This is a genomic window from Salmonella sp. 2018103 (genome assembly GCF_026247685.1).
GTDB lineage: Bacteria > Pseudomonadota > Gammaproteobacteria > Enterobacterales > Enterobacteriaceae > Salmonella > Salmonella enterica.
Genome location: NZ_CP111029.1, coordinates 1388286 through 1409807, shown reverse-complemented (window position 1 = coordinate 1409807; position 21522 = coordinate 1388286). Strand labels below are relative to the sequence as shown.

The following is a 21522-nucleotide window of genomic DNA, read 5'->3' as shown; positions in this document are numbered from 1 at the left end:
AAGGTTGCGAACATTTCAGCGCCAATCCACGGGTTACAACTGCGAGGTCACCGGGCGAAAGCACTTCTCGCGCATCAGGATCTTCATCCCATCCGGGCCACTCTCCAGCATCCTGCGTTCGGAATCGGACACTTGCAACTCGCACTGATAGCCGCCAGTGATACCAAACATCGCCCGCGCTACGCAAATATCTTCCAGCGCGTCCAGCCCGCTCGTTTCAAAATGCCCCACGATACGTCCCTGCTGGCGAACTACCAGCCGATAACTCTTCATCGCGCCTCCCCTGCCGGCGGCAGAATTAACTCATCACAGCCACACTGCTGTGTCCAGGTCATCACCTCCAGCACGCGCTGCGCCGCATCTTTTGCCGCGGTCGTCAGTTTTTTTCCCTGCACAATACCGCTGACCAGCTCGGCGCAAAAGAGATCTCCCGTCCCTTTTAACTCCGTCGCCACCCGCGGATGGGCAAAGACCTCCACGACCTGCGCGGTAACGACGGCAACCGTTATGGTCTCCAGAGATTCGCCCGGCGCGCTGGTGATAACCACCCATTTCAGCGTATCGGAAAGCAGCGATTGCGCCGCCGCCACCGCCTCTTCCAGCGTGCGGCACGGTTTACCACTCAGCATCTCCAGCTCAAATACGTTCGGCGTTAGCCCCTGCGCCTGCGGCAACAAATGTGTGCGATAAGCCTGCGGAATTTCCGCCTGCACATACATTCCACTGTCGGTATCGCCAATGACCGGATCAACAAGAATACACACCTCCGGATGCGAAGCCCGGATCGCCATTAGCCACTTCGAAAGCAAGACAATTTGGTCTGCGCTGCCCATGTAACCGGTGGTAATCGCTTTTAATTCACGTAGCGCATCGCGCTCATTCAACGCCGTAAGGTAGCCTGCAAACCACTCGGCGGGAATAATGCCGCCATAAAAGGTTTTATAGTGCGGCGTATTGCTGAACAGCACCGTCGGGACAGCCGCCACGCGTAATCCCTGCGCTTTAATGGCCGGAACAGCGATGCTGTTGCCTACGCTGCCGTACACGACCTGTGACTGGACGGCGACGATATCGGTCTGTAACGCCCGATGGTTGTCGTCGAAGAGCACTGACTGAATATCACTCTCTTGTCCCATAAAATTTTCCTCTCGCTGGACAGCAGGCTACCGCCTCATTATCATTGTCATATGCTAAAATTCATTTTGTCATAGGTCAATAATGATCGACGGAAAAACCGCTAACGAAATTTTTGACAGTATCCGTCAACACATTATTGCCGGCACGTTACGGGCAGAGGATTCGCTCCCGCCGGTACGGGAGCTGGCAAACGAATTAAAGGTGAACCGCAATACCGTCGCAGCGGCGTATAAACGGCTGATAACGGCGGGACTGGCGCAAAGTTTAGGCCGCAATGGGACGGTGATTAAAGGCAGTCCGTCTCCCGTAGCGCTGGAAGGCGGCGATCCGCATACGCCTCTGCACGACCTTTCCGGCGGCAATCCCGATCCGCAGCGTCTGCCTGACCTCAGCCATTATTTTGCCCGTCTCAACCGCACGCCGCATCTCTACGGCGATGCGCCCGTTTCCCCTGAACTACACGCCTGGGCGGCGCGCTGGCTACGGGATGCCACTCCCGTCGCAGGCGAAATTGATATCACCAGCGGAGCTATCGACGCTATCGAAAGACTGCTTTGCGCGCATCTGCTGCCGGGCGACAGCGTCGCGGTGGAAGATCCCTGTTTTTTAAGCAGTATCAATATGCTGCGCTATGCCGGTTTTAGCGCCAGCCCGGTCAGCGTAGATAGCGAAGGAATGCAGCCTGAAAAGCTGGAGCAGGCGCTAAATCAGGGCGCGCGGGCAGTGATCTTAACGCCGCGCGCACACAACCCTACCGGCTGTAGCCTGAGCGCTCGCCGCGCCGCTGCGCTGCAAAATATGCTGGCGCGTTACCCTCAGGTAGTGGTCATTATCGACGATCACTTCGCTCTACTTTCTTCGTCGCCCTGGCAGCCGGTTATTGCGCAGACAACGCAACACTGGGCGGTGATACGCTCCGTTTCCAAAGCCCTCGGCCCCGATTTACGTCTTGCTATTGTCGCCAGCGACAGCGCGACCTCGGCAAAACTTCGGCTGCGGCTAAATGCCGGTAGTCAGTGGGTCAGCCATCTGTTACAGGATCTGGTCTACGCCTGCCTGACCGACCCTGAGTATCAGCACAGGCTGGCGCAAACGCGGCTGTTTTACGCCACCCGGCAACAAAAACTGGCCCGCGCCCTACAGCAATATGGCATCGCCATTTCTCCCGGCGACGGCGTGAATGCCTGGCTCCCGCTGGACACCCATAGCCAGGCTACCGCGTTTACGCTGGCAAAATCCGGCTGGCTGGTACGCGAGGGAGAAGCCTTTGGCGTAAGCGCGCCGTCTCACGGTCTACGTATCACGCTGTCGACATTAAATGACAGCGAGATCAACACGCTGGCGGCTGATATCCATCAGGCGCTAAATCGCTAACAGGAGAAAATAACGTGCGAGTTCATTTTGTTGTCCATGAGTCGTTTGAATCTGCTGGCGCTTATCTGAAATGGGCTGAAGATCGCGGTTATACCATTTCATGGTCGCGCGTCTATGCCGGAGAAGCGCTACCGCCCAATGCCGATGAGTTCGATATGCTCGTGGTATTTGGCGGTCCGCAGTCGCCGCGCACCACCCGCGAAGAGTGCCCGTACTTTGACTCTCGCGCCGAACAGCACTTAATTAATCAGGCGATTACGGCCCGGCGAATGGTTATCGGCATTTGTCTTGGTTCGCAGCTCATTGGCGAGGCGCTGGGCGCCGCTGTGTGCCAAAGTCCGGAAAAAGAGATTGGTCACTACCCTATTACGCTCACTGAAGCCGGTCTGCGGCATCCGCTTATCGCCCACTTTGGCTCCCCGTTAACCGTCGGCCACTGGCACAACGATATGCCAGGACTCACCGATCAGGCGACCGTGCTGGCCGAAAGCGAAGGCTGTCCACGTCAGATAGTGCAGTACGGCAATTTTGTCTACGGCTTCCAGTGTCATATGGAATTTACCGCTGAGGCGGTTGAAGGATTAATCCAACATTCGCAGCAGGAGCTGGCCGACGCGCAAGGGATGCGTTTTATCCGCTCGGTCGCCGAGATGCGCGCATGGGATTACCAGCAGATGAATGAAAAGCTGTGGCGTTTTCTGGATGAACTCACGCTGGCGCACTCACAGAAATAACCCCACCAGGAGTGCAACTTATTACCCGGCTAACGGTCTGAGGTGCAGTGATTATCGCATGAAAAAGGATTTTACCATGAAGAAAATTGTCTGCGCCGTCGTTGCGCTCCTGCTGACCCTACCCGCCTGGGCGAAGCTGAACGCCCATGAAGAAGCGCGTATTAACGCCATGCTGAATGCGCTGGCGCAGAAACAGGATCTGACATTCGTTCGTAACGGTGATGCGCATAACTGCGAGGAAGCCGTATCGCACCTGCGCTTAAAACTGGGTAACACGCGCAATCGTATCGACACCGCCGAACAGTTTATCGATAAAGTCGCGTCGTCGTCGTCCATCACCGGAAAACCCTATATCGTTAAAATTCCTGGTAAAAGCGATGAAAACGCGCAGCCTTATTTACATGCGCTTATTGCGGAAACGGATAAAACGCTATAACACACGGGTGTCATACGACGATGGCATCTCGTTTAAATCCCTGCCCCCTGGCTGAAATGCTCTTCACCAAACACGCCGGTAGACAAGTAACGGTCGCCGCGATCGCAGATAATCGCCACCACTATCGCGCCGGGCGTGGCTCGTGCGACGCGTAACGCGCCCGCTACCGCGCCGCCGGAACTCACGCCGCAGAAAATCCCTTCACGAACGGCCAGTTCACGCATGGTGTTTTCGGCATCATTCTGATGAATATCCAGCACCTCATCTACCAGCGAGGCGTTAAAAATGCCTGGCATGTATTCCGCAGGCCAGCGGCGAATGCCCGGAATACTGCTGCCCTCTTCCGGCTGCAAACCGACAATCGTCACCGGCTTTTCCTGCTCGCGCAGAAAACGCGACACGCCGGTAATGGTGCCGGTTGTCCCCATACTGGAGACAAAATGGGTGATGCGACCTGACGTTTGTCGCCAGATTTCCGGGCCGGTGGTCGTGTAGTGCGCATACGGGTTATCGGGGTTATTAAACTGATCGAGCAGTTTACCTTCTCCGCGCTCAGACATAGCGAGCGCTAAATCGCGCGCCCCTTCCATTCCCTGCTCTTTAGTGACCAGAATCAGTTCCGCGCCATAGGCCCGCATTGCCGCCCGACGCTCCTGGCTCATGTTGTCCGGCATCAACAGCTTCATGCGATAACCTTTCAGCGCGGCGATCATCGCCAGCGCAATGCCAGTGTTGCCGCTGGTCGCTTCAATCAGGACATCGCCCGGTTTAATTTCCCCGCGCTTTTCCGCCTCGACAATCATCGATAGCGCCGCGCGATCTTTCACCGATCCTGCCGGATTATTGCCTTCCAGCTTGACCCAGATTTCACTGCCGTTATCCGGTGCCAGACGTTGTAATTTGACCAGCGGCGTATTGCCGATGGTTTGTTCTAATGTATTCACGTTTTCAGCTCAATAAAAATGCCGGGTGGCGCTGTGCTTACCCGGCCTACAAAATCACGATATACGCTGTAGGCCCGGTAAGCGAAGCGCCACCGGGCGATAACTATGCAAATTAACCTATCAGGCCGATTGCGCCAGAGCAAGTTCCTCTTCACGCGTTTCAATACGCTGGTCGCCGTTATACAAACGCGCTTTTTGCAGTCCAACAAATAAACGCTCGCCGCGAACCGGAACATCCTCACCCGCCATCACCACCGTCAGCGGATCGTGATACCACCCCAGCGGCTGCACCACTAGCTGTGTATAATGACCTTTCGGGCTGGCCTCAATGACCTGTACTGGTAGCGGAGAATCCAGGCTGGTGCGGCGGCTAATATCCACCTCCCACGGACGCAGGAACAGATCGACCGGCCCCTGGTACGCGGGCGTATAACCCAGCGGCCAACGATGCGCGCCAACGTGAAACTGCCCGCCGCGGACGGTGCCTGTCAGGCGGTTCACCTCGCCCATAAACTCCAGTACGAAGCGGGTTGCCGGTTCACGCCACACCCGATCCGGCGCATCAGCCTGTTCGATATTGCCCTGACTCATCACCACCACCCGATCCGCCACTTCCGTCGCTTCTTCCTGATCGTGGGTGACAAAGACGCTGGTGAATTTCAGTTCTTCATGTAGCTGGCGCAACCAGCGACGTAACTCTTTACGTACCTGGGCATCCAGCGCGCCAAAGGGTTCATCCAGCAGTAGAATTTGCGGTTCCACGGCAAGCGCGCGCGCCAGCGCCACGCGCTGTTTTTGTCCGCCGGAAAGCTGGGCGGGGAAACGATCCGCGAGGTGCGCCAGTTGCACCATCTCCAGCAATTGCGTCACTTTCGTTTTAATCGCCGCCGCAGTTGGACGGTCGCGTCGCGGCAGCACCGTCAGGCCAAAAGCAATGTTGTCAAACACCGTCATATGGCGAAACAGCGCATAGTGCTGAAACACAAAACCGACTTTACGCTCACGCGCGTGCAGGCGGCTAACGTCCGTACCGTGGAAACGAATATGGCCGCTGGACTGATGCTCCAGCCCGGCAATAATGCGCAGCAGCGTCGTTTTGCCGGAACCTGACGGCCCCAACAAGGCAACCATCTGGCCGGAAGGAATATCCAGCGAGATATCATTCAGTACCTGAGTACGACCAAACGATTTCTTAATTCTGGCGATCTCAATGCTCATGATTTTCCTCCTGTTGCGCGCGTTTTTCCTGATTCTCCAGACGCCATTGCAACATGCTCTTCAAAAACAGGGTAATAATCGCCATTAGCGTCAACAATGCGGCGGCGGTAAAGGAGCCGACGGTGTTGTAGTCCTGCTCCAGTAATTCAATCTGTAACGGTAGCGATAACGTTTCGCCGCGAATCGAGCCGGACACCACCGACACCGCGCCGAACTCGCCAATCGCGCGGGCGTTGGTTAACACCACGCCGTAAAGTAGCGCCCAGCGAATATTCGGCAATGTCACGCGGCGAAACATTTGCCAGCCGGATGCGCCCAGTAAAATCGCCGCCTCATCTTCCTGACTGCCCTGGCTGAGCATCACTGGCACCAGTTCGCGCACCACAAACGGACAGGTGACAAAAATAGTGACCAGTACCATCCCCGGCCAGGAGAACATCATTTGCAAATTATGTTCATCCAGCCAGCCGCCCAACGGGCCGTTGGAGCCATAAAACAGCAGATAAACCAGACCGGCCACCACCGGCGAGACGGCAAAGGGAATATCCAGCAGGGTCAGCAATAGCTGACGTCCGGGGAAGTTAAAGCGCGTCACCAGCCACGCCAGCAGAATGCCGAACACCAGATTCACCGGCACTGCGATCAAGGCAATCAACACCGTCAGCCAGATGGCGTGCAGCATGTCCGGATCGGCCAGATTTTGCAGTACCGGCATTAACCCTTTGCTGAACGCCTGCACGAAGATGTAAATCATCGGCACCAGCAGGATAAACGCCGAAACCAGCATCCCGACGCCAATCAAAAACCATTTTCCCCAGTTAATGCGGGGGACGTCGTATCGCTTCAATTGAGTCACTTCCGCCATTAATGACCTACCACACGTCGACCAAAGCGACTTTGCAAGGTATTGATAGAGAACAGCAGCAGCAAGGATGCCGCAAGGATCACCGAGGCAATGGCGCTGGCGGCGGGGTAATCAAACTCCTGCAAACGCACAAAAATCATCAGCGAGGTCACTTCTGTTTTCCAGGCGATATTTCCGGCGATAAAAATCACCGCGCCAAACTCGCCCAGGCTACGGGTAAAAGAGAGCGCCACGCCGGCAATCAGCGCAGGCGACAGCTCAGGCAGCACGACTTTGCGAAAACTTTGCAGGCGGGTGGCCCCCAGCGTTTGTGCCGCTTCTTCATATTCCGGCCCCAGCTCTTCCAGTACCGGCTGGACGGTGCGTACCACAAATGGAATGCTGGTAAAGGCCATCGCCACCGCAATACCGAGCCAGGTATAGGTCACTTTGATATCAAACTGCGCTAGAAACTGACCGTAGAAACCGTTCACTGAGAACAGCGAGGCCAGCGTTAACCCCGCCACCGCTGTCGGCAGCGCAAACGGCAGATCCATCAGCGCATCCAGCAACGTGCGCCCTGGAAAACGGTAGCGGGTTAAAATCCACGCCATCAACAGGCCAAACACGCCGTTAAAAATCGACGCTACAAATGCCGCCAGTAGCGTCACTTTATAGGCAGCCACCACCTGAGGGTTGGTCACGACATCCCAGTATTGCGCCCAGCTCATCTGTGAGAGCTGCATCACCAGCGCGCTCAACGGCAACAGCAGGATCAGGCAGACAAACAGCAAACTGGTACCGAGGCTTAACGTAAAGCCGGGCAGCACGCGTCGGGAAGAAACGGCAAGCATTACTTACGCCCCGCCGCCAACAGTTTGTCCAGTTCGCCGCCGCTGGCAAAGTGCGTTTTCATCACTTCCGGCCAGGAACCAAATTTTTCTTCCACGCGGAACAGTTCGGTCTGCGGGAATTTATCTGCTTGCTTGCCCATGATTTCCGGGTTATTCACGCGGTAGTAGTAATGGGTAATGATGGTCTGCGCCTGCGGGCTATACAGCCAGTTCAGGTAAGCTTTGGCGGCTTTTTCTGTGCCGTTGGCCTTCACGTTTTTATCCACCCAGGCAACCGGGAACTCAGCAAGAATGTTCGTTTTCGGGATCACCACTTCAAATCCCTGGGCTTCATATTGTTTGCGGATGTTGTTCACTTCCGATTCAAAACTAATCAGCACATCGCCCAGACCACGCTCGGCAAAGGTAGTCGTAGCGCCGCGACCGCCGGTATCAAACACTTCGACATTTTTCAGGAACTGGGTCATAAACTGTTCGGTTTTGGCTTTATCGCCGCCGTCCGCGTTATCCGCCGCGCCCCATGCCGCCAGATACGTGTAACGGGCGTTGCCGGAGGTTTTCGGGTTAGGGAAAATCAGCTTCACGTCGGAACGTACAAGATCGCTCCAGTCGTGAATATTTTTCGGGTTCCCCTTGCGCACCAGGAAGCCCATCGTGGAATAGAATGGCGAACTGTTGTTCGGCAGACGGCTTTGCCAGTCGGCAGGGATCAGCTTGCCTTTATCATGGAGAATCTGTACGTCGGTCACCTGATTGTAGGTCACGACGTCTGCCTTCAGTCCCTGCAAAATCGCCAGCGCCTGTTTTGATGACCCGGCATGAGACTGCTTAATCGTCAGCTTATCGCCGCCGTTCTCCTTCGCCCATTGTTGCTCAAACGGCGGGTTAAGGGCGGCAAACAGCTCGCGGGAGACATCGTATGAGCTGTTAAGCAGCTCCGTTGCCTGCGCCTGCCCTGCCAGTAACAGCATTGCTGCCAGCGTCAGGGGTCTCTTTTTCAGTAAGTTAACGGCCATTGCGCACCCTTATAAATTTAATGACTTTCTTATGGTCATCATATTTATAACCAGCGCTAAAGGAGTAACGGTTTTATATACCGTTTGATGATTTGAAAGTTGAAAAGGGAATAAGAGAATCCCTCCCCACGCGGCGCGGGGAGGAGACCGGCATCAATCAGACGCCTACGCTTACGCTTTCAGGCAGGGTACTGCCGCCATCAATGACGTTTTGCGTTCCGGTAAGATAGCTGGACTCATCGGAAGCCAGAAATGCCGCCAGTTCCCCTACTTCCAGCGGATCGGCAAGACGGCGTAGCGGAATGGCTTTTGCCATTTCCGTTAATACCGATTCCGGATCGTCAGGGTTAGACTGACGGGCAATGCTTTCCGCCATCGGCGTTCTTACATAACCGGGGCAAATGGCATTCACGCGAATACCGGACTGCGCATACTCTACCGCCAGCGATTTGGTTAAACCGACAATGGCGGCTTTTGACAGCGCATAGGCCGTTTCACCCGGGTCCGCCACCATATCTCCCGTAACGGAAGACATCATCACAATGCGGCCATCTTTACGTTTAATCATCTCCGGCAGGACGGCTTTGGTGACGTTCCAGACACCTTTAATATTAATATCAATGTGGAAATCGCGATCTTCTTCACTCATATCGAGGAAGTTGCCCAGACGGCACACTCCAGCGTTATTCACCAAAATATCAATTCTACCTTCAGTCTCTTTGGCGCGCGCAACCGCCGCCTGCACCGAAGCAAAATCTCTGACGTCAGCCTTAACGGCAGTGCAGCGATGCCCGCGCCCGCCCAGCTCATCCGCCAGCTTTTCAATCTCATCGGAGATATCCAGCAAGATTAAGTTCGCGCCGTGGCGTGCGAATACGCGAGCGATCCCTTCGCCAATGCCCTGCGATGCGCCCGTAATCAATGCTGTCTTGCCCGTGAGTTTACCCATTTTCAATGTCTCCTTTTGAATATGGAGTCTTACACTCCATTAACACTGAAAATACAGTAATAACAAATAAGTGCTGAGGAATAGCTCACTAATTCAGGTAAATATTAGGTAAAAAAATCCCCGCGGAGGCGGGGATGACCATTTTCATGCTGTTTCATGCTGTTCTGCCTGATGGCGCTGCGCTTATCAGGCCTACCAATCGTAGGTCGAATAAAGCGTTTGCGCTGCCATCCAACAGGGTTTTACTTTATAGCGCTAACAGGCGATCCAGCGACGGGGCAAAATAGTAGCCGCCAGTTACCGGCTTGGTGAAGCGCAGCATCGCGTCGCGTTTACCGTCGGTATCGCCGAACATACTCAGAAGCTGCTGTTCGATATTGTGCAGACGTGCGCAGTAAGCGCAGAAATAGAGACCATGAGTACCGCTGGCGGTGCCGTATGGCAGGCTCTGGCGCACAATCTTCAGCCCTTTGCCATCTTCTTTGAGATCCACGCGGCTCAGGTGAGACGTTGCCGGACGCGCATCGCCGTCAATCTCTTCATTGGCTTCTTTGGTACGCCCGATCATCATCTCCTGATCGTGAATACTCATCCGGTTAAGTTGCTTGAGATTGTGTTCCCAACGCTGCACGAACACATAACTGCCGCCGGCATCCACGCCATCTTTGATCACCGCCACTTCACGACGCGTCTCTTCGCCCGCTGGGTTCTCTGTCCCGTCGACAAAGCCGCTCAGATCGCGTTCTTCCACCCAACGGAAGCCGTGAACTTCTTCTTTCACGTCGATACAGTCACCGAAGGCTTCCATCGCCGCCTGGGCAACAGAAAAATTCACATCGTGGCGCAGGGAAAGGATATGGATCAGCACGTCATACTGCGTGGCCGGCGCCAGCCCTTTACCATAAGGAATAAAATCTTTCAGTTCTTCCGCCCCGACGCCGCCGCTCAGGGCGCGCCAGGTGTTGTTGCCAAACGCCACAACGGCCCCAAGATGGGCGTCCGGAAATTTGACTTCGAAGGTCGCCAGTTTATCGGCAAATGTTCTGCTGGCCGCGCGCAGGGCGTCCAGGTCGCCTTTCACATTGGCTTCAATCCAAATTGCCGCACGGCAATGTTCCGGCAAAATGCCACTTTGAACCTGAGACATGATTCCTCCTGAAAATGAGAATGCCACGCAGTCGTGGCATTAATGGAGGCTATTTTACCTTGTTTTTAAGCGAAGCGGTTTGTTCAGGCGCAAATTAACGACGCCAGATAATTTTGCGCACGTCCCAGTTTTTTAAGATGTCATCAGGAGGCATTAAGCCTTCCGGTCCGCTCCACTCGCCGGAGAAAACATAGCTAATATGCTGACTTCCCTCGGCTTTACATTCGACGCTGGTATGGCTATCGCTGGAAACCGGCTCGCAGTGACCAAACGCTTTGCTGTAAAGGTCGCTAAACGGCGTACCGATTTTGCCCCCCGCGGCGGTTGGGATATCGCTGTCCAGCACATCAATACGGCTCACGGTTCCCTGCTCGCCGTTGATCACCATCGCGACATTGTCGCCCTTCATCGCTTCGAAAAAGCGCACCACGTTGCCGTTATCGGTTTTCATACCGCTACGCAGGCGATAATCGCCATCTAATGCCTCTGCAATAGCCGGCTCTTCCAGCGGCGTGGCGGCGGTCAGCGCTCCCACGCCTTGCTCAGTGACTTCTGTCGAGGAACCAAACCAGTTCCATGGATTTGCGGCAGACCAGTTGACCGAGGAGAGCGTTGAGCAGCCGGTCAGCGCCAGCGGCAGTGCGAGTAAAGTCAAACGCAGCGATTTCATCTCACTTCCTTTCTTTTATTAATTAACGTTGGTTGGAGTGCGGGTTCGCCAAAAAGTGCCGTTATTCTTTCTCAAGGGAAAAACAGGCACGCAAACGTTGATTGGTTAACAGCCAGATCAGCGCGACGATGTCCGCCAGCAGCAGCGCCAGCCCGACGCCGTTGACCGGGTCGCCACCCAGCCACATCACCGGCAGCCAGCACAACGACACCAGTTGAGCAAGGATCAGGAGTCCGCGCAGCCAGCGCCACACACCAGGAACCGCTTCACGCCGCCCGCTGAGTAAAAATGCCACTACCGCCGGAACGCCGGGCAACAGCCCCAGCCAAAAATTGTCATGGTCGGGATAAAAAAAGTTTAACAAAGTATTACCCTGTCCACGGGATGAACCGGCAATGACAAAGAGTACCCAGGCGCGCGCCTGAAGTAGCAGTACGCACCAGAACAGAAACGGCAGGCGTAAACGTCCGTGTACATCATAATCGGCTGGATGAAACTCAGTACTCTTCATCTTCAATCAGGCGTTTACCCAAACTTAGGGCGTCAGAATGCTCATACCCCAGACGTTCATACATGCCCAGCACAACGTCGTTATCATCACGCACCATAATTTGGATTTTCGGACACCCGCGGGCGATGAGTTTTTTTTCCAGCCGGTTAAGCAACGCATTCGCAATGCCGCGCCCGCGGAACTCCGGGTGAACGCCCAGGTAATACGCCGAGCCGCGATGCCCGTCATAACCGCCCATTACCGTACCGACGACTTCGCCGCTAACTTCCGCAACGAGGAACAAGCTGACATCGTGATTCACCTTGCGTTCAATATCCATTTCAGGATCGTTCCATGGACGCAGCAGGTCGCAACGCTCCCAGAGGGTAATCACCTCTTCGAAATCTTCCTGGCGAAAAACGCGTATTTCCATGGTATTCGTTGCCTTTTCGGGTGGAAAAACCAAGATTATGGCGCAAACATCTGATTCAGCCAATATCTGACGCGATGTAGCGGAAAAAATGGCATAATGGCGATGTGTCACGTATTGAAATGAAAAGTAAAACAATTCTCATCACCAACCGTCGTAACGGATTACGCGATACGATATAACATCTTGAACTTAATTTTCACAACTCAGGCCGTATGAGCACTTTTAAACTCCTAAAAACTCTCACATCGCGCCGCCAGGTACTCAAAACAGGTCTGGCGGCCCTGACGCTGTCAGGTATGTCGCACGCAATAGCCAAAGAAGAAACGCTAAAAACCAGTAATGGTCACAGCAAACCCAAAACAAAAAAAACCGGCAGTAAACGGCTGGTGATGCTCGACCCCGGACACGGCGGCATCGATACCGGCGCGATTGGCCGCAACGGTTCTCAGGAAAAACACGTCGTACTGGCAATTGCCAAAAACGTACGCGCTATTTTGCGAAATCACGGAATCGATGCGCGTTTAACCCGGACAGGGGATACCTTTATTCCGCTGTACGATCGAGTGGAAATCGCCCATAAGCACGGCGCGGATCTGTTTATGTCCATTCATGCCGATGGTTTTACCAATCCGAAAGCGGCGGGCGCTTCCGTTTTTGCGCTTTCCAACCGCGGGGCCAGTAGCGCCATGGCGAAGTATCTCTCCGAGCGTGAAAACCGCGCGGACGAAGTGGCGGGTAAAAAAGCCACTGACCGGGATCATCTATTACAACAAGTTTTGTTTGATCTGGTGCAAACCGATACGATTAAAAACAGTCTGACGCTGGGTTCGCATATTCTCAAGAAAATCAAACCTATACATAAATTACACAGCCGCACTACCGAACAAGCGGCTTTCGTGGTGCTAAAATCACCGTCAATTCCGTCGGTACTGGTCGAAACCTCGTTTATTACCAATCCGGAAGAAGAACGTCTGCTGGGCACGACGGCGTTTCGCCAGAAAATCGCTACGGCGATCGCCAACGGCATCATCAGTTATTTTCACTGGTTTGATAATCAGAAAGCACACACGAAGAAACGGTAATCATGAAACCCGATGCACATCACGTAAAACAGTTTCTGCTACGCCTGCAGGATGATATTTGCCAAACGTTATCCGCTGTGGATGGCGCAAACTTTGTCGAAGATAGCTGGCGACGCGAAGCGGGCGGCGGCGGACGCAGCCGGGTATTACGCAACGGCGGGATTTTCGAACAGGCGGGCGTTAATTTCTCTCACGTTCACGGCGATGCAATGCCCGCGTCCGCCACCGCGCATCGGCCAGAACTGGCCGGGCGTAGCTTTGAAGCGATGGGCGTATCGCTGGTGGTGCATCCGCACAATCCGTATATTCCCACCAGCCATGCTAACGTGCGCTTTTTTATTGCCGAAAAACCGGGCGCCGATCCGGTGTGGTGGTTTGGCGGCGGGTTCGATTTAACGCCCTACTACGGCTTTGAAGAGGATGCCGTTCACTGGCACCGCACCGCCCGCGACCTGTGCCAGCCGTTTGGCGACGATGTGTATCCGCGTTATAAAAAGTGGTGCGACGACTACTTTTTCCTCAAGCATCGTAACGAGCAGCGCGGCGTTGGCGGCCTTTTTTTTGACGATTTGAATACGCCGGATTTCGACCACTGTTTTGCTTTTATGCAGGCGGTCGGTAACGGCTACACCGAGGCGTATTTACCGATTGTCGAACGACGCAAAGCGATGGTCTGGGGCGAGCGGGAGCGTAATTTTCAACTTTATCGCCGCGGGCGCTACGTGGAGTTCAATCTGGTATGGGACAGAGGCACCCTGTTTGGTCTACAAACCGGCGGGCGCACTGAATCTATCCTGATGTCGATGCCGCCGCTGGTGCGCTGGGAGTACGACTGGCAGCCAGAGGCGGGTAGCCCGGAAGCGGCGCTGAGCGAGTTTATTCAGGTACGCGACTGGGTGTAATTGCCTGATAGCGCTACGCTTATCAGGCCTACAACCACAACGGCACCGCCCCGTAGGCCGGATAAGACGCAAAGCGTCGCATCCGGCACAAGAATGCCATCAAGCCCATTGCCGCATCCGTTGATGCAGCGTCAACGATGGTTTTTCGGCAAATAATTGCTGATAATCGGTGGCAAATTGCCCCAGATGCCAGAATCCCCACTGCATCGCGGCATCTTTGACCGTGGTGCTCTGCGACCACGGGCTAATCAACTCCCGGCGTACCGCGTTTAAGCGAATACGTTTCAGCCACGCATTGGGGCCAATGCCCAAAATGGCGTGAAACGCATTTTGCAGCGTGCGACGGCTTACGTGTAGCTGGTTACATAAGTCGAGCACCGTCAGCGGCTCCGACATATTTTCCAGCACATATTCCCGCGCCCGCGACAGTAGCCTACGATATCCCTGATGGCTGATGCTTTCGGCGCTATGAATCGGCTTCGCCTCTTCCAGCATCGTGCCCATCGCCAGCAACAAATTATCACTCAAGACCTTACGCACCGCAGGTTGATGCAGGGTTTCAGGACTCTCGCTAAAGGTGGCCAGCGCCTGCTGCACAAAGCCCCACAGCGCCGCTTTATGCTGCTCTTTTACCTCCAGCGCTAACTGGTTACGCAGCATATGCAGCACCCTTTCCGGGTTATGCAAAAACGTGGCCTGACGGGAAATAACATCTTCCGAGATAACGACGCCCAGAATGGTGTAATCATCCGGCGTGCTCAGTTCAAACTCGGTGCCTCCCGGTCGGGTGGCAATCTCGGCGCTGCCGAGCCCCTGCGCGCCGATAAATCCCTGTTCGCCGCGCGTCGCCGGAATACCAAACCAGAAAGAGTTTGGCCAAACCAGACACGACTGACGCAGCGCCAGGCCGGTGTATTCACGGAACACCTGAATCTCATCAAGCAGGATTTCCGTGAACTCGCCATGAAATTTACCCGGGTGTAACTGATCGTAGATCTGCTGCCAGGCGGTGATAGTCAGAGCATGTTCATAGACATCCGTCGTCCGTCGCTGATGAACATTGTCCACCTCGACTCTGGGCGTAAGTTTAACGTCTTCGGGTAACGCTTCATGATAAAGATGGTGCAAATTCGCTGTACGGGTCTTTTTCATGATCTTCTATGCCGGACGCCCGCCAGGACGCCCGGCCCTCCGACAGATTAATTTTTGATGCGATAGCGACTACTGCGTTTACGCAACGCTCCGTCAGAAAAGAGTTGTTCCAGCACGTTTCTGGCCTGCTCCAGCGGCCAGCCAAAATGCGCGGCAACCTCTCCCGCCGTCATTCCCTGGCGTACTGATGCCAGCAGCGCCAGTAACGCTTCAGCGAACTCAGGCGTTGCGGGTACCTGGGGCGCTTTCTCAGTCGGCGTTGTCGCACGCGCAAACCCGCCAATCAGCCACTGGGTGTCCTCTTCCGGACGACCAATTTCTTTGCGGCTAATCACACGGCCTGTGCGCTGCGCGGCGGCGCTTCCGGCATCCAGCGCCGCACGACACGCCGCCAGATCGCCCTCCACCACCAGCGTGAGCCTGCCAGGGTCGAGCACTTGATGACTGAGCAAACGCACGTTGGCCGCTTTCAGCATGGCATCCGCCGCATCGACGGCGGCGACCATTCCGTCCACTTCCAGTAATCCCAGGGCATTGATCATTGGCAGCCTCCGTTACGCACGCTGGACAGGGTTACGGGCGATATCCAGCACGGCGTCGGTAAAGGCATTGCAGGCGGCTTTACACGCGGCCTGGCTTCCCGTTAAGAACGCGGCCGAATAGTTGGTTTCCGACGGCGGCGGCACGTAAGTCACCAGTTGAACGTCAGCGGATTTCATCGCCGCGTCAATGCCGAATGTCGCTTCCAGCGGCGGCGCCACCAGATAGGCCATTGGATCGCCCAGCGCAATACCTGCGGTAGATGAGAGGTACGAGCCGGTACGCGAAACCACATGCGCCAGGAATGCGGTATTTTCCGCATCGTTCGCCCACTGGAACGCCGCGCCGTTTTCAATGCTGGCGACCATCGCATCCAGACCGGCGCGCACTTCCGCCGGGTTCGGTCCGCCCAGCATAATCAACACCTCACCGGCGGTAGGCGACGGCCCGTGAGCCGCCCCGGCATAGAGGGAGCGACCATAGACCACTTCCACCATCGCCTGTTTTGTCGCTTCATCAGCGGCAATATAGGTCACATCATCAGAATCTGCCGTGATGAGTCCGAGGCTACGGATATGTGGCGGTAATTTAAGTTCCCGCGCAAAGCCGTCATTCACGGAGGCAATCACGCGCATGGCAGTCACTGAAGGTCGAATCAAATCTAATGCAGGCATGATGTCTCCTTAACGGGTCATGTTGATGCCGGACGCTTTCTGCTCCAGCATCCGTTTGGCCAAATCCACAATCACGGCGGCGGCTTCTACTGGCGGCGTCCCCCCCTGATGAATGTTTGAAATACAGGTTCTGTCGGCCTCGACGGTGGTCGCCACGCGCGGGGAATAGACGGCGTAGCAGGAGAGGCTTTCCGACTGCCCCAGCCCCGGACGTTCGCCCACCAGCAGGATGACGACCTTCGCGCCGAGAATTTCGCCAATCTGATCTTCAATCTTCACGCGGCCATAGCGCACAAAGAACGGCGTGCCGACGTTCAGCCCGGCCTGCTTCAGACCGGCAAGCAGCGGCGGCAGGATCTCTTCATAGTTGGCGGTGATCGCATCCGTAGAGAGGCCATCGGAGACCACTACCTGCACATCCGGGTTCATCACGCACTGTGACTTCAGCGCGTCAATGGCTTCCGGACTCAGGCGACGCCCCATATCCGGGCGCGTCAGGTACAGGTTTTTGTCGCTGATCTCCGAACGCACTTCCAGCAGCCCTTGCGCTTTTACCCACTCTTCCGGCACTTCTTTGAGCACGGTATCTTTCGAACGGGAGTGATCCGCCAGGAAGCGCAACAGCGCCTGGGTGCGCGGACGCGGCCCGGCACGACCCGTACAGACGCGTGCCGCAGTACTGCGACGCAGTTCGGTCAGCACGTCCGCACGATGCGGATTCTCGACGCCAATCCAGGCTTTTGCCTCCACGGAACCTAAATCCAGCGCGCAGCTTTCGGTCACCGTCGGCGCGGCGCACTGCGGCTTTGCGCCTACCTGCGTTGACGGCGCGACGGGCTGCGGTACGTCCTGTCCCATTGACGCCATCACGCTACGTACAATTTCTTCAATCTGTTTTTGATCCATGGTGTTATCCCCGCGTCATCAGAAGAACAGTGACGGATCGCCCGCCCGTTTGGTCAGACGACCGTTTGCCATAATGCCCATCGTTTCTAGCCAGCGTTCAAACTCCGGCGACGGCCGTAAATTCAGCAACTGACGGACGGTGGCGGTATCGTGGAAAGCGGTGGTCTGGTAGTTGAGCATGATGTCGTCGCCGAGCGGCATCCCCATGATGTAGTTACAGCCGGCAGTAGCGAGCAGAATCATCAGGTTTTCGTTAAGGTTCTGGTCGGCGTCGGCATGGTTGGTATAGCAGCAGTCGCAGCCCATCGAGATGCCGCTCAGCTTGCCCATAAAGTGATCTTCGAGACCGGCACGGATAATCTGCCTGTCGTTGTAGAGATATTCCGGCCCGATAAAGCCCACCACGGTGTTCACCAGGAACGGATCGTAGTGGCGAGCCAGCCCGTAGTTACGCGCTTCCATCGTCACCTGGTCGGCACCAAAGTTCGCACCAGCCGACAGCGCCGAGCCCTGTCCGGTTTCAAAGTACAGGCAGTTTTCCCCGGCGATGCGGTTGAACTCCGCCCCCACAGCCCGCGCTTCGTCGAGCATCGCCAGCTCGACGCCGAACTCTTTTAAGCCCTTCTCGCTGCCGCAAATGCTTTGGAAAATCAGTCCGCCCGGCGCGCCGCGACGAATCGCTTCAATCTGGGTGGTGACGTGCGCCAGCACGCAGCCCTGGGTCGGAATATTGAATTTATCGATAACGCCGTAAACGGTGTCGAGCACGCGGGTCAGGTTCTCTACGTCATCGGTCACCGGGTTAACGCCGATCACCGCATCGCCCGCGCCGAAAGAAAGCCCTTCGTAGATTTGCGCGGCGATACTCTGTACATCGTCACGGGTATCGTTCGGCTGCAAACGGCAGCTAAAAGTGCCCGGAATACCGATGGTGGTATTGGCTTTTTTGATCACCGGCATTTTCTTGCCGCCGTAGATCAGGTCGGCGTTGGAGCAGATTTTCGCCACTGCCGCCACCACTTCGGAGGTGAGGCCTTTGCGGGTAAACGCGATGTCGTCCACGGAGGTTTCATCGCTCAGCACGTATTCGCGCAGCTCGCTGATGCTCCAGTTTTTAATCCGGTTATAGGCCGTTTCGTTGACGTCGTCCTGAATCAGGCGCGTCACGCAATCCTCTTCATAGGCAATCACCGGATTGTTGCGGATATCCGCCACCGTCATTTCCGACAGTACCTGTTTTGCCGCTACGCGCTCCTGCGAACTTGCCGCGGCAACCCCGGCCAGCACATCCCCCGAACGCAGTTCGTTGGCTTTAGCCAGTACCTCTTTTACATCCTTAAACTGATAAACATTGCCGAACAATGTGGTCTTTAGTTTCATAAGTCGTTCCCTCAGGAAGGAAATGCGAGTGATTTCACCGTCACCGGCACAACCGATCCGCCAAAAAGAGGCGTACCAATGTCGATATAGTCTCCCGCCCGCACGACCACCTCATCGATGACCGCCAGCGGAAGTTGCGGTAACTGTGGGCGCAATAACATGCCCAGCGCTTTACCAAAATCCTGCTCGGCCACCACCAGCAGGGGATGTGGATTGGGATAACGCGCGACAAAAGCCGTCAGCGCGTTGATGACCGTGAGTAATGCGGCGTAACGCACCGGGAGCGTGGCGGGAAGCGCCAGCACGTAAGCGTCGGTTTGCGGGTCGAGATCAAGCTGGAGAAGCGCCTGCCGCCAGGCGTTCACCAGATCGGCGTCATCCTGCGGGATCGCCACCGGCAGGTTGCGCAGCGGCAGTTGGACGTCTTCCAGCCAGATAGTACTGCCGGAAAGCGAGAGCGTATGGGCCCCCGCGCCAATCACCGTGGCGCGCACGGTTTGCGCCGGAAACTGCACGTTCATCTCGCGCAGACGCGGGTGCTCATGCAGCGCGGTCGCCAGCAGCGGCCCGATATCAGAAAAGCAGAACGGATCGGCAGGTTGGTTGCGGTAGCATTCACCTACCCCACCGGAAAGGGTAATCACCTCCGGCGTAATATCGGCGGGCAGTAGCCCGGTTTGCATCAGCGATTGCGCCAGCGGCGAGAGCGCGCCAGTGATAACCTCGACGATGAGATCCGCCATCCGCCGCGCCACCTGCCCCAACTGTGCGGCAGCTAAGGCGCGAGCATCAGTACCCGAACCGAACACCTCATCGATAATCATCTGCCCCGGCTGGTGGGCATAAACCACGCGCCCCTGAGCGTCGGTTTCCAGCAGGCGACCACCGACGTTAAGGCAGGCGGTGCCGCTGACTTTTCCCGCGTCAAACAGCGCGTAGTTAGACGTGCCGCCGCCGATATCAATATTCAGCACCCGGCACATCCGCTGCTCAGACAAGCTTTGCGCTCCGGCGCCGTGACCGGCAATGACTGATTCCAGATGCGGCCCGGCGCTGGCGACCACAAAGTCGCCCAGCGACTGCGAGAGCGCCATGACCGCCGGACGGGCGTTGCGGGTTTTGGCGCTTTCGCCGGTAATAATGATAGCCCCGGAGTCCACCGATTCAGGCGCGATGCCTGCGGCCTGATACTGGGCCAGAATCAGCGCTTTAAGTTCGGCCTCTTTCAGACCGCCCTGCTTATCCACGGGCGTAAAGAAGACCGGGCTTTGCCAGCTAATGTCGCGTTTGATGAATTCGTAGCGCGGCACCTGCGACACCGCCGCACGGTTAACCAACTCCAGGCGCGAGAAGATCACCTGCGTGGTGGTGGTGCCGATATCGATACCGACGCTCAGTAGCTGGCGAGTGTTCACGATTGCGCCTCCACTTCGGTTTTCACCTGGGCGGCGTCATCTTTCGGCACCAGCATCATCGCCACGCCAATCGCCGTCACACCGCCGATCAGCTTGCCGACAATCATCGGGAAGATCATGGCGTTCATGTTGGCGGCGGCGAAGCCTAAATGGTCGCCCAGCGCGAACGCCGCAGAGACGGCAAATGCGCAGTTAATCACTTTGCCGCGGGTATCCATCTGCTTCATCATGCCGAACATGGGGATATTGTTCGCCAGGGTCGCCACCATGCCTGCCGCCGCAATATTATTTACGTTCAGCAGTTTACCGACATTCATCAACGGTTTTTCAAACCAGCGGGTCAGTAACAGCACCATCGGATACGCGCCGAGCAGCACGCAGGAGATAGAGCCGATCACTTCAATGGCGCGCATCACTTCGCCGGGTTTGTCGCCTGGCGCCATAAAGATCGGGTCGAGCCCCGGAATCAACTCCCAGCCCAACAGGAATTTAACCACCGCAGCCGCCAGACCGATGGTGATCAGCGCCACCAGAAATTTGGCGAAAATCTGGAAACCGTTGATCATTTTTTCCGGGATGAACTTCAGCCCCAGCGCTACCAGCACCGCGACGATCAATACCGGGATCATGTTCATCAGGATCAGCGCGAAGGTAAACTCCACTGGCTGACCATTGATCTGCACGCCTGAGTACATGGCGATCAATCCCCCCGCAATGCAGCCAATGGGAATGGTGACGATACCCGCCAGTACGCCAAGCGCCAGGTAGCGGCGGTCAGACGGTTCGATAATGCCGAGCGCCACCGGAATGGAGAACACAATGGTCGGCCCCATCATCGACCCAAGTATTAACCCTGAGTATAGCCACGCCGCGACATCACCGCCGGCCAGCTCTTTGGCGAGGAAGAATCCGCCCATATCACAGGCCAGCAGCGTACCCGCGAACATGGATGGGTTCGCGCCCAGCATTTCGTATACCGGGATAATAACCGGCCCCAGTACATGCGCCAGCACCGGCGCCAGCGCGGTCATACCGACCATCGCCAGCCCCAGCGCGCCCATCGCCATAAAGCCCTCTTCAAACTGGCCGCCAGACCCCTCAATACTCTTACCGAATTTACCGAGGAAGCGCGCCGACCCGCCGAACTGCGACAGGATTCTGTCCACGGCGGCAATCAGCATAAAGAACATCATGATGTACATGATGATTTCGTTAATTCCCATAG

The 21522-nt window shown here is 56.0% G+C and carries 24 protein-coding genes; 5 read left to right on the top strand and 19 right to left on the bottom strand.

Translation table 11 applies throughout. From position 1 onward, the window contains the following. Positions 1 to 33: 33 nt before the first annotated feature. Together OLG56_RS06695 and pdxK are read right to left on the bottom strand one after the other, a co-directional pair. Positions 34 to 273 carry a hypothetical protein gene (locus tag OLG56_RS06695; protein ID WP_000844541.1) on the bottom strand — a complete coding sequence of 80 codons (240 nt, stop codon included), beginning with the start codon at positions 271 to 273 and terminating at the stop codon, positions 34 to 36. Beyond that, positions 270 to 1136, bottom strand: a complete 867-nt coding sequence (gene pdxK / locus OLG56_RS06690; protein ID WP_023214282.1) for a pyridoxine/pyridoxal/pyridoxamine kinase — start codon at positions 1134 to 1136, stop codon at positions 270 to 272. The genes OLG56_RS06695 and pdxK overlap by 4 nt, the downstream gene beginning before the upstream one ends. A gap of 82 nt (positions 1137 to 1218) precedes the next feature. Here pdxK and ptsJ point away from each other — a divergent pair, with 82 nt between their 5' ends. Genes ptsJ through OLG56_RS06675 form a run of 3 tightly spaced genes read left to right on the top strand, consistent with a single transcriptional unit; the run spans position 1219 to position 3681 of the window. Beyond that, positions 1219 to 2511, top strand: a complete 1293-nt coding sequence (ptsJ, locus tag OLG56_RS06685; protein ID WP_061377293.1) for a MocR-like B6 salvage transcription factor PtsJ — start codon at positions 1219 to 1221, stop codon at positions 2509 to 2511. A gap of 14 nt (positions 2512 to 2525) precedes the next feature. Then, positions 2526 to 3245, top strand: coding sequence for a type 1 glutamine amidotransferase (locus tag OLG56_RS06680; protein ID WP_061377292.1), 720 nt, complete (start codon positions 2526 to 2528; stop codon positions 3243 to 3245). A gap of 58 nt (positions 3246 to 3303) precedes the next feature. Next, positions 3304 to 3681: a YfeK family protein gene (locus OLG56_RS06675; RefSeq protein WP_001528527.1), complete on the top strand. Its 378-nt coding sequence runs from the start codon at positions 3304 to 3306 to the stop codon at positions 3679 to 3681. A 32-nt stretch (positions 3682 to 3713) separates the two neighbouring features. Here the strand turns inward: OLG56_RS06675 and cysM are convergent, their stop codons facing one another. The 10 genes from cysM to OLG56_RS06625 all read right to left on the bottom strand — a co-directional run bounded on the left by cysM (position 3714) and on the right by OLG56_RS06625 (position 12246). Further along, positions 3714 to 4625 (bottom strand): cysteine synthase CysM, encoded by a 912-nt coding sequence (cysM, locus tag OLG56_RS06670; RefSeq protein ID WP_001093874.1) that lies wholly within the window; start codon positions 4623 to 4625, stop codon positions 3714 to 3716. A gap of 120 nt (positions 4626 to 4745) precedes the next feature. Further along, a complete protein-coding gene (gene cysA / locus OLG56_RS06665; protein WP_000021076.1) occupies positions 4746 to 5843 on the bottom strand; it encodes a sulfate/thiosulfate ABC transporter ATP-binding protein CysA in 1098 nt (365 codons plus the stop codon). Beyond that, on the bottom strand, positions 5833 to 6708 hold the full coding sequence (cysW, locus tag OLG56_RS06660) for a sulfate/thiosulfate ABC transporter permease CysW (protein WP_000852705.1): 876 nt from the start codon (positions 6706 to 6708) through the stop codon (positions 5833 to 5835). Before cysW ends, cysA begins: the two co-directional genes overlap by 11 nt. After that, positions 6708 to 7541: a sulfate/thiosulfate ABC transporter permease CysT gene (cysT, locus tag OLG56_RS06655; RefSeq protein WP_000881745.1), complete on the bottom strand. Its 834-nt coding sequence runs from the start codon at positions 7539 to 7541 to the stop codon at positions 6708 to 6710. The genes cysW and cysT overlap by 1 nt, the downstream gene beginning before the upstream one ends. Beyond that, positions 7541 to 8557 carry a thiosulfate/sulfate ABC transporter substrate-binding protein CysP gene (gene cysP, locus OLG56_RS06650; RefSeq protein ID WP_061377291.1) on the bottom strand — a complete coding sequence of 339 codons (1017 nt, stop codon included), beginning with the start codon at positions 8555 to 8557 and terminating at the stop codon, positions 7541 to 7543. The genes cysT and cysP overlap by 1 nt, the downstream gene beginning before the upstream one ends. A 157-nt stretch (positions 8558 to 8714) precedes the next feature. Further along, positions 8715 to 9506, bottom strand: a complete 792-nt coding sequence (ucpA, locus tag OLG56_RS06645; RefSeq protein ID WP_000517460.1) for an SDR family oxidoreductase UcpA — start codon at positions 9504 to 9506, stop codon at positions 8715 to 8717. Between the two features lie 247 nt (positions 9507 to 9753). Further along, complete coding sequence (yfeX, locus tag OLG56_RS06640; RefSeq protein WP_000084583.1) at positions 9754 to 10653, bottom strand: porphyrinogen peroxidase; 900 nt, start codon at positions 10651 to 10653, stop codon at positions 9754 to 9756. 94 nt (positions 10654 to 10747) lie between these two features. Continuing rightward, positions 10748 to 11323 (bottom strand): RpoE-regulated lipoprotein, encoded by a 576-nt coding sequence (locus tag OLG56_RS06635; protein WP_000838967.1) that lies wholly within the window; start codon positions 11321 to 11323, stop codon positions 10748 to 10750. A gap of 61 nt (positions 11324 to 11384) precedes the next feature. Next, entirely contained in the window at positions 11385 to 11834 is a 450-nt protein-coding gene (locus OLG56_RS06630; protein WP_000842940.1) for a DUF2919 domain-containing protein, read from the bottom strand. Further along, positions 11821 to 12246 (bottom strand): GNAT family acetyltransferase, encoded by a 426-nt coding sequence (locus OLG56_RS06625; protein ID WP_000406008.1) that lies wholly within the window; start codon positions 12244 to 12246, stop codon positions 11821 to 11823. The genes OLG56_RS06630 and OLG56_RS06625 overlap by 14 nt, the downstream gene beginning before the upstream one ends. A 212-nt stretch (positions 12247 to 12458) precedes the next feature. On the opposite strand from OLG56_RS06625, the gene amiA reads away from it, so the two are divergent. Together amiA and hemF are read left to right on the top strand one after the other, a co-directional pair. Next, complete coding sequence (gene amiA, locus OLG56_RS06620; RefSeq protein ID WP_000102880.1) at positions 12459 to 13328, top strand: N-acetylmuramoyl-L-alanine amidase AmiA; 870 nt, start codon at positions 12459 to 12461, stop codon at positions 13326 to 13328. A gap of 2 nt (positions 13329 to 13330) precedes the next feature. After that, positions 13331 to 14230, top strand: a complete 900-nt coding sequence (hemF, locus tag OLG56_RS06615) for an oxygen-dependent coproporphyrinogen oxidase (RefSeq protein WP_001528668.1) — start codon at positions 13331 to 13333, stop codon at positions 14228 to 14230. Between the two features lie 99 nt (positions 14231 to 14329). On the opposite strand, the gene eutR is transcribed toward hemF, so the two are convergent. The 7 genes from eutR to eutH are packed head-to-tail and all read right to left on the bottom strand — an operon-like array spanning position 14330 to position 21520. Beyond that, complete coding sequence (gene eutR / locus OLG56_RS06610; RefSeq protein WP_000753666.1) at positions 14330 to 15382, bottom strand: HTH-type transcriptional regulator EutR; 1053 nt, start codon at positions 15380 to 15382, stop codon at positions 14330 to 14332. Between the two features lie 47 nt (positions 15383 to 15429). Next, positions 15430 to 15924: an ethanolamine utilization microcompartment protein EutK gene (eutK, locus tag OLG56_RS06605; RefSeq protein ID WP_000606266.1), complete on the bottom strand. Its 495-nt coding sequence runs from the start codon at positions 15922 to 15924 to the stop codon at positions 15430 to 15432. 12 nt (positions 15925 to 15936) lie between these two features. Continuing rightward, positions 15937 to 16596, bottom strand: a complete 660-nt coding sequence (gene eutL, locus OLG56_RS06600; RefSeq protein ID WP_001111056.1) for an ethanolamine utilization microcompartment protein EutL — start codon at positions 16594 to 16596, stop codon at positions 15937 to 15939. A gap of 9 nt (positions 16597 to 16605) precedes the next feature. Further along, positions 16606 to 17502 carry an ethanolamine ammonia-lyase subunit EutC gene (eutC, locus tag OLG56_RS06595; protein WP_061377290.1) on the bottom strand — a complete coding sequence of 299 codons (897 nt, stop codon included), beginning with the start codon at positions 17500 to 17502 and terminating at the stop codon, positions 16606 to 16608. Positions 17503 to 17520: 18 nt separating this feature from the next. Continuing rightward, complete coding sequence (eutB, locus tag OLG56_RS06590; RefSeq protein WP_000769990.1) at positions 17521 to 18882, bottom strand: ethanolamine ammonia-lyase subunit alpha; 1362 nt, start codon at positions 18880 to 18882, stop codon at positions 17521 to 17523. Between the two features lie 11 nt (positions 18883 to 18893). Next, positions 18894 to 20297, bottom strand: coding sequence for an ethanolamine ammonia-lyase reactivating factor EutA (gene eutA, locus OLG56_RS06585; RefSeq protein ID WP_001097518.1), 1404 nt, complete (start codon positions 20295 to 20297; stop codon positions 18894 to 18896). Continuing rightward, positions 20294 to 21520 carry an ethanolamine utilization protein EutH gene (gene eutH / locus OLG56_RS06580; RefSeq protein WP_000512360.1) on the bottom strand — a complete coding sequence of 409 codons (1227 nt, stop codon included), beginning with the start codon at positions 21518 to 21520 and terminating at the stop codon, positions 20294 to 20296. The genes eutA and eutH overlap by 4 nt, the downstream gene beginning before the upstream one ends. Positions 21521 to 21522: the final 2 nt, after the last annotated feature.

Bases quoted from the DNA above. Each gene is read 5' to 3' on its own strand.
- eutR (WP_000753666.1), bottom strand. From the start codon at position 15,382: ATGAAAAAGACCCGTACAGCGAATTTGCACCATCTTTATCATGAAGCG.
- cysA (WP_000021076.1), bottom strand. From the start codon at position 5,843: ATGAGCATTGAGATCGCCAGAATTAAGAAATCGTTTGGTCGTACTCAG.
- OLG56_RS06630 (WP_000842940.1), bottom strand. From the start codon at position 11,834: ATGAAGAGTACTGAGTTTCATCCAGCCGATTATGATGTACACGGACGT.
- OLG56_RS06625 (WP_000406008.1), bottom strand. From the start codon at position 12,246: ATGGAAATACGCGTTTTTCGCCAGGAAGATTTCGAAGAGGTGATTACC.
- OLG56_RS06695 (WP_000844541.1), bottom strand. From the start codon at position 273: ATGAAGAGTTATCGGCTGGTAGTTCGCCAGCAGGGACGTATCGTGGGG.
- hemF (WP_001528668.1), top strand. From the start codon at position 13,331: ATGAAACCCGATGCACATCACGTAAAACAGTTTCTGCTACGCCTGCAG.
- eutH (WP_000512360.1), bottom strand. From the start codon at position 21,520: ATGGGAATTAACGAAATCATCATGTACATCATGATGTTCTTTATGCTG.
- cysW (WP_000852705.1), bottom strand. From the start codon at position 6,708: ATGGCGGAAGTGACTCAATTGAAGCGATACGACGTCCCCCGCATTAAC.
- eutL (WP_001111056.1), bottom strand. From the start codon at position 16,596: ATGCCTGCATTAGATTTGATTCGACCTTCAGTGACTGCCATGCGCGTG.
- OLG56_RS06635 (WP_000838967.1), bottom strand. From the start codon at position 11,323: ATGAAATCGCTGCGTTTGACTTTACTCGCACTGCCGCTGGCGCTGACC.
- ptsJ (WP_061377293.1), top strand. From the start codon at position 1,219: ATGATCGACGGAAAAACCGCTAACGAAATTTTTGACAGTATCCGTCAA.
- ucpA (WP_000517460.1), bottom strand. From the start codon at position 9,506: ATGGGTAAACTCACGGGCAAGACAGCATTGATTACGGGCGCATCGCAG.
- eutB (WP_000769990.1), bottom strand. From the start codon at position 18,882: ATGAAACTAAAGACCACATTGTTCGGCAATGTTTATCAGTTTAAGGAT.
- amiA (WP_000102880.1), top strand. From the start codon at position 12,459: ATGAGCACTTTTAAACTCCTAAAAACTCTCACATCGCGCCGCCAGGTA.
- pdxK (WP_023214282.1), bottom strand. From the start codon at position 1,136: ATGGGACAAGAGAGTGATATTCAGTCAGTGCTCTTCGACGACAACCAT.
- OLG56_RS06675 (WP_001528527.1), top strand. From the start codon at position 3,304: ATGAAAAAGGATTTTACCATGAAGAAAATTGTCTGCGCCGTCGTTGCG.
- eutK (WP_000606266.1), bottom strand. From the start codon at position 15,924: ATGATCAATGCCCTGGGATTACTGGAAGTGGACGGAATGGTCGCCGCC.
- cysP (WP_061377291.1), bottom strand. From the start codon at position 8,557: ATGGCCGTTAACTTACTGAAAAAGAGACCCCTGACGCTGGCAGCAATG.
- eutC (WP_061377290.1), bottom strand. From the start codon at position 17,502: ATGGATCAAAAACAGATTGAAGAAATTGTACGTAGCGTGATGGCGTCA.
- cysT (WP_000881745.1), bottom strand. From the start codon at position 7,541: ATGCTTGCCGTTTCTTCCCGACGCGTGCTGCCCGGCTTTACGTTAAGC.
- yfeX (WP_000084583.1), bottom strand. From the start codon at position 10,653: ATGTCTCAGGTTCAAAGTGGCATTTTGCCGGAACATTGCCGTGCGGCA.